Origin of the sequence: Microbacterium sp., assembly GCF_036277215.1 — a bacterium.
Lineage (GTDB): Bacteria > Actinomycetota > Actinomycetes > Actinomycetales > Microbacteriaceae > Microbacterium.
In genome coordinates this window covers 1-11,188 of the sequence record NZ_DASUNI010000125.1, presented here as the reverse complement: position 1 = coordinate 11,188, position 11,188 = coordinate 1, and the positions used below count along the sequence as shown (strand labels likewise).

Here is an 11,188-nt window from a genome sequence, read left to right as displayed (position 1 = left end):
GGCATCGGAGCAGGCTGGGACTCCGTGTGGCGCCCTTCGGCGGAGGAAGCCAAGGCTGGATGGCAGGCGGAGGTTCAGATCCCGGCCCCGGCTCCCGCTCCCGGTGACAAAGGCCGCATGCTCGACGGCAGGATCGTCCTGGACGCGACGGACTGAGCCTCAGCGGTGCGGCGGTGGGTTCTCGTCGTCGTGGACCGGCGGCTCCGGCCAGACCTTGGCCACAGCCTCAGTCAGCCGGATCGAACCGGTGCTCGGGTGCTTGTCGCTCGCGGCGCCGGCGCTGCCTCGCTCGATCGCGAGCTCCTGGCTGTCGCTGAGCACCTGCGGATGGTTCCGCGCCAGTGAGATCACGCCGTAGATCGCTATCGCGCCGGCGATGGCGAATCCGACCAGGGCGGGCCAGGGTGCGGTGGCAGCCTCCTGCAGCACGATCAGCCCGATGAGCACGGCCACCATCGGATCGATGACCGTGAGCCCCGCGATGACGAGGTCGGGCGGTCCGACCGAGTACGCCGTCTGGACGAAGTACGCGCCCACCGCGACCGCGGCGAGGAGGGCGATCAGGCAGAGCAGAGTGAGCCACTCGAAGTTGCCGGCCTGCACCCTCTTGATGACCACCTTCGCGAGGGTCGCCACGAATCCGTAGATCACCCCGGACGCGACGATGTAGAACAGCGCCTGCGCGCGCTTGCGCAACCAGATCCACAGGATGCTGAAGACGACGATCACGATCAGCAGCAGCACGAGGATCGTGATCAGCTGCTGGTCGGTGACCTTCTGCTCGGTCGCGACGAACGCCGCGATCGTCACGAAGATGAAGATGCCGCCGACGCACGCGATGATCGCGCGGATCGATTTCTTCGTCGGCTTGTGCCCGCTGACCCTCGAATTGAGGAGCGTGGTGATCACCAGCGCGAGCGCGCCCAGCGGCTGCACCACGATGAGCGGCGCCAGCGCGAGCGCCCCGAGCTGGCACAGGATCGCCATCGCGAGCATGAGCGTCCCGGCTACCCAGGAGGGACGCTTCAGGAGACTCAGGAGCTGCTTGCCCGTGAGGCCGGTGCTGCCGGACGAGCCTGTCAGGTGCTCGACCTTCGCCACACCGCGGTGCTGATACTGCGCCCCGAACGACATGAAGACAGCGCCCAGTAGGGCGAGCGGGATGCCGAGGAGGATCGCGGGATCGCGGAAGACGCCGACCACGTTCAAGGTCACATCATCGAGCGAAACAGCCAGCCAGACCACCTCTCGACCCTAACCGGCCGGGCCGCTCGATAGGCTCAAGGCGTGGCCGTTCTGCCGATTCGCATCCTGGGTGACCCGGTGCTGCACGCCCCCGCCGCCGAGGTCGGCGACATCACCGACGAGGTGAGACAACTGGTCGCGGACATGTTCGAAACGATGGATGCCGCCCCCGGGGTGGGCCTCGCCGCGCCCCAGGTCGGGATCCCGCTCCGGATCTACACCTACAGCTATCCCGATGACGACGGTGCACCGTGGCGCGGTGTCCTGATCAATCCCGAGCTGTGGATGACGCCCCTGGAGCCGGGCGATCCGGACCCGGACGAGGAGGCCGAAGGCTGCCTCTCCTTCCCGGGCGAGCGGTTCCCGCTGCGACGGTCCGACCGCGTCCTGGTCACCGGCACCGATCTCGACGGCGCCCGCGTCGAGATCCGCGTCGACGGGTGGCGGGCTCGCATCATGCAGCACGAGTTCGATCACCTCGACGGGATCCTGTACGTCGACAGACTCGGCGACGGCGACTGGAAGACCGTGCAGAAGATCGCGCGCAAACGCGGGTGGGGGCGCGCGGGAGCATCCTGGGTGCCCGGCGTCGACGACATCGAGGCCTGAGCGACTTCGCCGCCCGCGCGCGAGCGCTCGGATGCGAAAGGCCGCCGACTACACTGCCGTCAGGCGGACGAACGGGGTGAGATGGTTCGCGGAGGATTACGCGCGGTGCTCGTCGCGGCGGTCATCGCCGGGACGGTGGTCCTGAGCGGCTGCGGACCGGACGCCGGTACCGGCGGGCCATCGGGCGGTCCGTCTGCGACCGAGACACCCGCGGCACTCCCCGTGCCGGCCCGGGTCCTCGAGATCGAAGCGCTCGATGTTCAGTCGTTCGTCGCCCTTCCCCAAGAGGAGCGACTGGCATACGTCGACTACCGGCTGAACGCGAACGCGGCGCACCACGCGACGACGATCGAAGGGAAGGATCGCCCGACATGGACGATCCCGACGCGGGACATGCCCGGGCAGCAGATCCTCGACAATTTCATCTACCTCTCGGATGAGGCGGGCTTCGCGGTCCAGCTGAACGAAGAGGGCGAGAAGCTGCTGTGGGTGGTGGAAGCGATCAAGCTCCAGAGCGGCGCGTATTGGGACTCGCCCGGCCCCGCCGCGATGAGCAATGCTTTCGAGCGGGATCTGAACTTCATCCTGAGCCGCGAGGGTGACACCACGTTCATCACCGACCAGGCGTGGACGCTCGTCAGGGACGGTGCCACCATCAGCGGCGTGGATGCCGGAAGGATCCCGGTCACGCTCCGCGACATCGTGTTCACGGATGAGACCGGTGTCACGGTGACCGGGCGGTTCAACTACTTGGAGTTCACCGGCTTCGACGGCCAGCCGAAAGCTGCCTGGCTGCTTGACAGCATCCGGGAGTGATCTCACGGCCGGCTGGCCTCAGGCGCACACGGAGAACGACCCCAGAGTGGAGTCCGGGGCCGTCCGCTCCCCGGCTTGGACTCGAACCAAGAACCTATCGGTTAACAGCCGATTGCTCTGCCAATTGAGCTACCGAGGAATGTACCCGCCGGAGCGGGCAACCCGAAAAGCTTAGCAAATCGCCGACCGTGCTCGTGACATCAGGAGACCACGAGGCGATGGTCGGCATCGCCGTCGGGCGTCCAGAGCAGGTCCGTCGTGCCGTGCCCATAGCCGATAGCATGACCGCTGCGCAGGACGAGCACGTCCGCGTCGAGATCGCGCACCACGTCGGGCTCGTTGGTGACGACGACGGCCGACATTCCGTACGACGCGCGGCGCCTCAGGATCGCCTCGCGGGCGGCACGACGCACCTCGACATCCATGTTGGAGAACGGCTCGTCGGCGATCAGCACACGTGGCTGCAGGACAAGCGCGCGGGCGAACACGACCCGCTGCCGCATGCCGGCGCTGAGCTCGTAGGGATACTTCGCAGCGGCTCCGAGCGGCAGCATGAGCTCGTCGAGCAGTGTCGCGACCCGCACCGCCAACGCGCGATCGTTCACGCGCCGATCGCGGCTCGTGATGGGCTGGCCGATCACCTCCGCCACGGTCATCCGTGCGGGCAGACGAGCGCCTGCGGACTGGGACACGTATCCGGTCAGGTAGGTCAGCGTCCTGTGGGCCCGACCGGGGCGGCGCACGGGGATGCCTTCGACGGTGGCACTGCCGCCGACCACGCCGAGACCGGGTTCGTCCGCACCTGCCAGGACGGCGACCAGACTCGACTTGCCCGATCCAGTCGGTCCCATGACCGCGAGGGTCCGACCGTGCGGCAGCACGAACGAGACGCCGTCGACCACGCGCACGTCCGGGGCGCCTCGCCCGGCGCGTGCGATCGACAGATCGCTGGAACGGATCGCGACGTCGGCTTCCGGGCGGCTGGGCATGTGCTCATCCTGCCCTGCGCCGCCTTCGTGCGCCAGCGCGGACGACCGAGTGGCGAGGCTGCGGCGAACTCAGAGGTCGGCGGCGAAGAGCTGTCGCTCCGCGTCCACCTCCCGCAGCCGCACTCGAATGGTCCGCCCCTCCTGCGAGTCGGGCGGCACGCGCTGAATGGCGCCCAGCAGCTCGGTCTTCTCCCTGTCGATGGTGCGGGCGACGAGGCGTCGTGCGAGCGACGCGGCCGAGACGGCCGCCGCCTCGTCCGTGAGAGCGGGGAAGTCCGCCGTGAGCAGCTCGGCGGCCAGCGAACGGTACGGCTCACGGACCGCCGACACGGCGTCCGCCGCCCATCCCGGCCGGCTCACGTCCGGTGCGGCCGCGACGCACTGGCGCACGGCTTCCAGCGCGGGATGCCGGAACGGCACCGACACGGACCGTGCGAGCAGCGTCGGTTCCAGCCGGTGGCCGAACTGCAGGATCCCCATCAGCGCATCGCGCTCGAGGGCGACCTCCGCGGTACGCGGTAGCGAGGAGATCGTCAAACGCACGGCCGACTCGCCGTCGCCGGTCTGGGGCTCGCTGGGTGCCTGTCGTTCCCCCGCCGGATGAGACCCTCCGCTGCGCGCGGCACGCTCCACCGCCCCCCGCACCTCCCCCAGGTCGAGACCCAGCCGTCTTGCGAGTACGCGCACATACCCGGGGCGCAGCGACGGGTCGCGGATCTCCGCGACGATCGGCGCGGCGGCACGCAGCGCCCCGGCGCGGCCCTCGACCGTGGACAGATCGAATCCGGCCAGTCGCTGATCGATCACGAACTCGAACATCGGAACCTTGGTGTCCATCAGCGCGCGCACGGCGCCGTCACCGCGCTGCAGACGCAGATCGCACGGATCGAGTCCGCCGGGCGCGACCGCCACGTACGTCTGCGCCGCAAAGCGCTTCTCGTCGCCGAACGCGCGCAGCGCGGCCTTCTGACCCGCGGCATCGGGGTCGAACGTGAAGACGACCTCGCCCGAGGCGGAGTCGTCGCCCATGACGCGTCGAAGGACCGAGATGTGGTCGGATCCGAACGCGGTGCCGCAGCTCGCGATGGCCGTGGTGATCCCCGCCAGATGGCAGGCCATCACGTCCGTGTAGCCCTCGACGACGACCACCCGATGATCGCGGGAGATGTCGCGCTTGGCGAGATCGAGCCCGTACAGCACCTGCGACTTGCGGTAGACCGGCGTCTCGGGGGTGTTGAGGTACTTGGGTCCCTGATCGTCGTCGTACAGCTTGCGCGCACCGAACCCGATCACCTGGCTCGTCACGTCGCGGATGGGCCAGATCGCCCGCCCTCTGAAGCGGTCGTACACCCCGCGCTGTCCCTGCGAGACCAGCCCCGCGCTGCTCAACTCCTCGTCGGTGAAGCCCAGCTTGTGCAGCGCATCGCGGAGGTTCGACCATCCCTTGGGTGCGTAACCGACGCCGAAGTGCGCAGCCGCTCCGGCATCGAACCCGCGTTCGCCGAGGAACCGCCGGGCGGACTCGGCCTCCGTGGTCGCGAGTTGCGCGCGGAAGAACTCCGCGGCGGCGCCGTTGGCCGCATACAGCCGAGATCGCCCGGTCGTCTCGGGCGCCGCTCCCCCGTCCTCGTAGTGCAGGGCGTAGCCGATGCGGCCGGCGAGCCGCTCGACGGCCTCGGTGAACGACACGTGGTCCATGGCGCGCAGGAACGAATAGACGTCGCCGGACTCGTTGCAGCCGAAGCAGTGGTAGAACCCCGCCTGCGGGCGCACATTGAAGCTGGGGCTGCGCTCGTCGTGGAAGGGGCACAGGCCCTTCATCGCCCCGATGCCTGCAGGCTTGAGCGCCACCCTCTCGCCGATGATGTCGGCGATGTTCGTGCGCGCCTTCACCTCGTCGACGTCGGACTGCCGGATCCGGCCGGCCATCAGGGCGCCCCCTCGATCCTGGGGACCGGCCGTGACGCACCGGGTGCCCAGACACCGAGAGACTCCGCGTCGACCTCTCCGACCAGGCGTCCGTGCCAGGCGATCGCATGCTGGTCCGTGAGGCTCGCCACCTGGTCCACCACCACCCTGCGGCGCGCGGCATCCGTCTGTGCGTCATCGAAATCCTCGGCGTACACGGCGTCGAGCTCCTCGGGCTTCTCCCACAGGGCGGTGGCCAGGCGCTTCAGAACTCGGCGCTGCTCCTTGTAGACGCTCTTGCGCCCCTCGATGGAGACGACGACGGCTCCGATGATGCCTTTGAGCACCGCCATCTCGGCTTCGACGACCCTCGGAACGACCACGTGCGCACGGTAGCGCGTCAGGATCGGCGCGGCATAGGCCTCGCGCGTGGCCGCGGTCGCCGCGCGGGCGAATCGGCCGATGAGGTCGGAGGTCAGGTTCTTGAGGCGTGCGTGCGACGCACGCGTTCCGTCGAAGGAGTCGATCCATTCCGGGAGCCGCATGAGTCGGTACAGCGCGTCCTCGAGCTCATCGCGCGCGTAGTCGAACCCCACCCACGACTGGATAGCCGACAGCAGCCCCGCATGCTCGGCGGTGGCGGACAGCCGCGCGGGGTCGAGATACCCGTTGACGATCGCGTCCTCGAAGTCGTGCACCGAATACGCGATGTCGTCGGACAGGTCCATCACCTCCGCCTCGATGCAGCGGACTCGACCGGGCGCGTCGGCGCGCAGCCACCGGAAGACGTCTTCGTCCTCCGGGTACACGCCGAACTTCATCCGGCCGCCGGGATCGGGAAGAGGGTGATCCGCCGTCCACGGATACTTGCACGTCGCGTCGAGGCTTGCCCGGGTCAGATTCAGACCGTGGCTCCGGCCGTCCTCGGCGACGGTCTTCGGCTCGAGTCGGGTCAGGATGCGCAGGGTCTGGGCGTTGCCCTCGAACCCGCCGACGTCCTCGGCCCAGTCGTTGAGCGCTCGTTCGCCGTTGTGGCCGAAGGGAGGGTGTCCGAGATCATGGCTGAGGCACGCGGTGTCGACCACGTCCGGCGACAGTCGCAGCGCCGTGGCCAGCTCACGACCCACCTGCGCGACCTCCAGGGAGTGCGTGAGGCGGTTGCGGGCGAAATCGGCGGGACTCGCCGGGCTCAGCACCTGGGTCTTGGCGGCGAGTCGGCGCAGCGCAGCGGAGTGGAGCACGCGTGCGCGATCCCGCGCGAAGTCATCGCGCTGAGACCGATGGTGCTCGCGGTGGAAACGCGCGGCGTCCGCGTCGTCGTAGCCTTCGGGGCGCTCGGAGGCGGCGCGTACGGCGCCGTCAGCCGCCACTGTGGTCGAGTTCCGCATCGGCGAGAGCGCAGGAGGCCTCGACCCCGAGATGGCGCGACTCCAGCCAGCCGTCAGGCAGCGCGGGGCGCTTGGGCGTTCCGGCACGGCCTCGCTGTCCCTCTGCGGCGGCGCCAGGATACGGCGCATCGAGGTCGAGCGTTTCCAGGAGGCGATCGATCTCGTCGATACTCGAGACCGTCGCGAGTGCGGCGCGCGTGTCACCGCCGACAGGGTAGCCCTTGAAATACCAGGCCACGTGCTTGCGGATGTCGCGGCAGCCTCGTGCCTCGTCCTGGAGGAACTCGGCGAGCAGCTGCGCATGCCGGCGGAATGCCCGGGCGACGAACCCGAGGGTCGCGTCGACCGGCGCCGGTGCGGCCGCGCCGGACGCGCCGAGTGCGCGAGCCAGATCGCCGAAGAGCCAGGGCCGGCCCAGACAGCCGCGTCCGACGACGACGCCGTCGCACCCGGTCTCGTCCATCATCCGAAGGGCATCTTCGGCGGACCAGATGTCGCCGTTGCCGAGCACGGGCACACTGGTCACAGCCTGCTTGAGCGCGGCGATGGCCGACCAGTCGGCCTGACCCGAGTAGAACTCGGCGGCGGTGCGGGCGTGCAGGGCAACAGCTGCGACTCCGGCGTCCTCCGCGATCCGTCCCGCGTCGAGGAACGTGAGGTGTTCCGAGTCGATGCCCTTGCGCATCTTGACGGTGAGCGGAACGTCGCCCGCCGCGCGGGCCGCGCGGGAGACGATCTCCCTGAACAGCTCGAGTTTCCAGGGGAGCGCGGCTCCCCCGCCCTTACGGGTGACCTTGGGAACCGGGCAGCCGAAATTCAGGTCGATATGGTCGGCGCGATCCTCCTCGACGAGCATGCGCACGGCCTTCTCGACCGTGGCGGGGTCCACGCCGTACAGCTGGATCGACCGCGGGGTCTCGGACTCGTGGTGGGTGATGAGGCGCATCGTCGTGGCGTTGCGCTCGACCAGCGCGCGCGAGGTGATCATCTCGCTGACGTACAGGCCGGCACCGTATTCGCGGCACAGGCGGCGGAACGCGGTGTTGGTGATCCCCGCCATCGGGGCGAGCACGACCGGCGCGTCGAGCTCGATGGGCCCGATGCGCAGGGTGCGTTCGGGCGAGAGGGTGAGGGTCACCGTCCCATTCTCCCAGACGCGCGGCTTCCCACCTCGAATCCGGCCTAACCTGTGGGTATGACCGAGGCCACCGCTCTGACCATCCGAGACATCCCCTTCCGCACGGCCGACGGGCAAGAGGCCACGCTCTCCGATTACGACGGCCAGGTGCTGCTGATCGTGAACGTCGCCTCCCGCTGCGGGCTGACCCCGCAGTACGAGCAGCTCGAGCAGCTCAAGAAGACCTACGGGTCGCGCGGATTCGACGTCCTCGCGTTCCCGAGCAACCAGTTCCTGCAGGAGCTGTCCAAGATGGACGACATCCTGGAGTACTGCTCGGTCACGTGGGGCGTGACGTTCCCGGTGTTCGACAAGGTCCGCGTCAACGGCAAGAAGGCCGCGCCGCTGTACCAGGAGCTGACGAAGGCCGAGGACGAGACCGGCAAGGCGGGACGCGTGGAGTGGAACTTCGAGAAGTTCCTGGTGCTGCCCAGCGGCGAGGTGAAGCGGTTCCGGCCGAAGGTCAGGCCCGACGACCCGCAGATCGTCGCACTCATCGAAGCCGGCCTCCCGGACTAGGTCGGAGGCGCCGGTGCGCCTCGGCGCGATCCGGGTCGGCGCGCCGTCGTGGTGACGTAGCAGTTCTGCCACGTCCAGAACGCCTCGTTGTCGAAGAGCCGCATGCTCTCGGCCCAGGTGGTCTTCCCGACGAGTCCCGAGCTCAGCAGCTCCCCTTCGAGCTCTCGCATCGTCAGCGCGAGATAGCGGGCGGGCAGCGATCTTCCTGCGAAGAGGATGGTCTCTCCGTGCGCCTCGACGGCCTCGAAGCCCGAAGCCGCGAGCTGCGGGGCGATGCGCCGCCCGACGAAGTAGTCGATGCCCTCGTTCGCCGACCACGCCAGGAAGCCCTCCCAGAAGTCCCGGAGGACGGGACTGTCCGTCGCGAGCACCGGGTGGAAGTCGGGCTCCTCCACCACGAGGACGCCGCCTGGCCGGACGGCCGCTGCAAGTCGGCGCAGCACATCGATGCGCTGCGGAACGTGGTGCAGCAGCGCACGTGTCAGCACCAGGTCGTAGTCCTCGCCGAGCGGATCCCCCGTCACATCGATGCGCCGGACCTCGAGGTTCGGCGCCTCCAGCGCGCTGAGGAATCGCGTGTCGATATCGCTGCACACGACGTGGCCGCCGGGCCCGACCTGCTCGGCCAGCCAGTGCGACACGCTGCCGTTGCCTGCGCCCACCTCCAGGCACCGCCATCCCGCCGCGACACCCGCCTGCTCGAGTCGGAAGAACAGCTGCGGATCCAGCATCCGCGACATCAGCGTCAGACGCTCGTCCTCCTGCGGGATGCTGTGGGGCAGTATGTAGTCGGCCATCGGAACCCCCTGCTCGGCGACAGGATATCGTCCGGCTCCGGATCACACGGGTGCGCTGACCACTCCGCGATGCTCGGCCCACACTTGGCGCACGATCTGGGCGAAGGCCTCGGCGGGCTGCGCGCCCGAGACGCCGTACTTGCCGTCGATGACGAAGAACGGGACGCCCGAGATGCCGTACGCCGTCGCCTGTGCCTGGTCGGCCCTGACGTCGGGTAGGTGCCGACCGCTCCGCAGCGCGGCGCGCGCGGCATCCGTGTCGAGACCGACATCCGTCGCGAGGGCCACCAGCTCGTCCTCGCGACCCAGGTGGCGACCCTCAGTGAAGTACGCGGACATGAGGCGTTCGGTGAGCTCGGCCTGACGACCCTGGGTCTTGGCGAAGTGCAGCAGCTCGTGCGCCTTCACGGTGTTGGTGTGCTTCAGCAGATCGAAGCGGTAGGGCAGCCCGGCATCGGCCGCGATTCCGGAAACTCGGTCGAGCATCTCGCGAGCCTGCTCGGGCGAGACCCCCTTGTGCTGGGACAGATACTCCTCTTCGCCGCCGTCGAAGTCGACCGGTGTGTCCGGCGAGAGCTCGAACGAGTGGAAGACGACCTCGACGACCGGAGCGTCCTCGTCACCGGAGGTTTCGGCGAGTCCGTTCTCGAGGTTGCGCTTGCCGATGTAGCACCACGGACAGGCGATGTCACTCCACACGTCGATCTTCAAGGCTTCTGTCATGTGCGGTGCAACCCCGCGCCCACGGGCGGAATTCCCCCGTCGGGCAGAGCGGAGCGGCCCACTGGCGGACCTGTGCGAGGATATCTCCGGCGCGCGGCACAGAACGGTGTGCGCTGGGATACCGGTGGGGGCCGTGCGAGCAAGGGGAACTCGCCGTGCTGTGCGAACAGCGCGGTCATCGCGCCGCTTGGCTGCGGCGCTCGGATGGACGATCGGCGTGCTCGTCGTGGCTCTCCTCGGCGTCGCCGGGGCGACCGTCGCGAGCGGTCAGGTCGGCCGGATCATGGGCGCAGGCCCGTCGCCCGCTCCGTCTGCGACGCCCACTCCGACGAGCACGCCCACCGCGACCCGCACGCCTAGTCCCACGCCGACACCGGAGCCGCCCCCGCCCCCGGTGTCGCCCGCGGCAGCGCCCTGCGCGACGGCGGTGACGATGTCGGTGTGGGCGCACTACGACGACGACCTCATCTTCGCGAATCCGGTGCTGCAGGACGCGATGGCCTCCGGCGAATGCGTGCGGACCGTCTTCGTCACCGCGTCGGACGCGGGGCGGGGAATGGGGTATTCGCAGGGGCGTGAGCTGGGGATCCTGCGGGCCTACAACACGATGCGCGGGCAGGAGGGGTTCTGGTCGGAGAATCGCGTGACACTTCTGTCGGGCGCGGAGCTGAGCCAGTTCTCGCCCGACGGCGATCCCGACGTCACGATCGCGTTCCTGCGGCTGCCCGACGGCAACCTCAACGGGGACGGCTTCTCCGCCACCGGACATGCGGCGCTGCCGAAGCTGCTCAGTGGGGTCATCGCCGACCTGGCGCCCGTCACCGGCGCGCCGGCCCTCTCGTCCGAGGGGCTCGTCGTGTCGCTGGCCGAACTGATCCAGGCCTACGATGCGACCCGTCTCTTCACGCACGTGCCGTCCGACTCGGCGGAGTGGTCTGCTGGTGACCACCCCGATCACGCGGCGACGGGAACGTACGCGCGAGCGGCGTGGCAACGGGCCGGTTTCCCAGCGGGGCA

At 69.1% G+C, this 11,188-nt stretch carries 11 protein-coding genes and 1 tRNA gene; 4 read left to right on the top strand and 8 right to left on the bottom strand.

The genetic code is table 11. The features are described from left to right. Positions 1-159 precede the first annotated feature (159 nt). The gene (locus VFX99_RS06485) at positions 160-1,245 is read right to left on the bottom strand and encodes a DMT family transporter (protein ID WP_329665497.1); all 1,086 of its coding nucleotides are present in this window, start codon (positions 1,243-1,245) and stop codon (positions 160-162) included. A gap of 42 nt (positions 1,246-1,287) precedes the next feature. On the opposite strand from VFX99_RS06485, the gene def reads away from it, so the two are divergent. Beyond that, positions 1,288-1,854: a peptide deformylase gene (def, locus tag VFX99_RS06480; RefSeq protein ID WP_329665496.1), complete on the top strand. Its 567-nt coding sequence runs from the start codon at positions 1,288-1,290 to the stop codon at positions 1,852-1,854. A gap of 105 nt (positions 1,855-1,959) precedes the next feature. Continuing rightward, positions 1,960-2,670 (top strand): hypothetical protein, encoded by a 711-nt coding sequence (locus VFX99_RS06475; protein ID WP_329665495.1) that lies wholly within the window; start codon positions 1,960-1,962, stop codon positions 2,668-2,670. 66 nt (positions 2,671-2,736) lie between these two features. On the opposite strand, the gene VFX99_RS06470 is transcribed toward VFX99_RS06475, so the two are convergent. The 5 genes from VFX99_RS06470 to dusB all read right to left on the bottom strand — a co-directional run bounded on the left by VFX99_RS06470 (position 2,737) and on the right by dusB (position 8,093). Beyond that, positions 2,737-2,809 (bottom strand) — tRNA-Asn (locus tag VFX99_RS06470). 61 nt (positions 2,810-2,870) lie between these two features. After that, on the bottom strand, positions 2,871-3,659 hold the full coding sequence (locus VFX99_RS06465; RefSeq protein ID WP_329665494.1) for an ATP-binding cassette domain-containing protein: 789 nt from the start codon (positions 3,657-3,659) through the stop codon (positions 2,871-2,873). Between the two features lie 69 nt (positions 3,660-3,728). Next, the gene (gene dnaG, locus VFX99_RS06460) at positions 3,729-5,588 is read right to left on the bottom strand and encodes a DNA primase (RefSeq protein WP_329665493.1); all 1,860 of its coding nucleotides are present in this window, start codon (positions 5,586-5,588) and stop codon (positions 3,729-3,731) included. Next, positions 5,588-6,955: a deoxyguanosinetriphosphate triphosphohydrolase gene (locus tag VFX99_RS06455; protein WP_329665492.1), complete on the bottom strand. Its 1,368-nt coding sequence runs from the start codon at positions 6,953-6,955 to the stop codon at positions 5,588-5,590. The genes dnaG and VFX99_RS06455 overlap by 1 nt, the downstream gene beginning before the upstream one ends. Continuing rightward, positions 6,927-8,093: a tRNA dihydrouridine synthase DusB gene (dusB, locus tag VFX99_RS06450; protein ID WP_329665491.1), complete on the bottom strand. Its 1,167-nt coding sequence runs from the start codon at positions 8,091-8,093 to the stop codon at positions 6,927-6,929. Before dusB ends, VFX99_RS06455 begins: the two co-directional genes overlap by 29 nt. 57 nt (positions 8,094-8,150) lie before the next feature. Here dusB and VFX99_RS06445 point away from each other — a divergent pair, with 57 nt between their 5' ends. After that, positions 8,151-8,651 carry a glutathione peroxidase gene (locus VFX99_RS06445; protein ID WP_329665490.1) on the top strand — a complete coding sequence of 167 codons (501 nt, stop codon included), beginning with the start codon at positions 8,151-8,153 and terminating at the stop codon, positions 8,649-8,651. On the opposite strand, the gene VFX99_RS06440 is transcribed toward VFX99_RS06445, so the two are convergent. Together VFX99_RS06440 and VFX99_RS06435 are read right to left on the bottom strand one after the other, a co-directional pair. After that, on the bottom strand, positions 8,648-9,448 hold the full coding sequence (locus VFX99_RS06440; protein ID WP_329665489.1) for a class I SAM-dependent methyltransferase: 801 nt from the start codon (positions 9,446-9,448) through the stop codon (positions 8,648-8,650). The two genes, VFX99_RS06445 and VFX99_RS06440, sit on opposite strands and share 4 nt — an antisense overlap. A gap of 42 nt (positions 9,449-9,490) precedes the next feature. After that, complete coding sequence (locus tag VFX99_RS06435; RefSeq protein WP_329665488.1) at positions 9,491-10,171, bottom strand: DsbA family oxidoreductase; 681 nt, start codon at positions 10,169-10,171, stop codon at positions 9,491-9,493. Between the two features lie 187 nt (positions 10,172-10,358). On the opposite strand from VFX99_RS06435, the gene VFX99_RS06430 reads away from it, so the two are divergent. Next, positions 10,359-11,188: PIG-L family deacetylase (locus tag VFX99_RS06430; protein WP_329665487.1), on the top strand; the 830-nt coding region annotated here is incomplete at its 3' end.

Bases quoted from the DNA above. Each gene is read 5' to 3' on its own strand.
- VFX99_RS06455 (WP_329665492.1), bottom strand. From the start codon at position 6,955: ATGCGGAACTCGACCACAGTGGCGGCTGACGGCGCCGTACGCGCCGCC.
- VFX99_RS06445 (WP_329665490.1), top strand. From the start codon at position 8,151: ATGACCGAGGCCACCGCTCTGACCATCCGAGACATCCCCTTCCGCACG.
- VFX99_RS06465 (WP_329665494.1), bottom strand. From the start codon at position 3,659: ATGCCCAGCCGCCCGGAAGCCGACGTCGCGATCCGTTCCAGCGATCTG.
- VFX99_RS06440 (WP_329665489.1), bottom strand. From the start codon at position 9,448: ATGGCCGACTACATACTGCCCCACAGCATCCCGCAGGAGGACGAGCGT.
- dnaG (WP_329665493.1), bottom strand. From the start codon at position 5,588: ATGGCCGGCCGGATCCGGCAGTCCGACGTCGACGAGGTGAAGGCGCGC.
- VFX99_RS06435 (WP_329665488.1), bottom strand. From the start codon at position 10,171: ATGACAGAAGCCTTGAAGATCGACGTGTGGAGTGACATCGCCTGTCCG.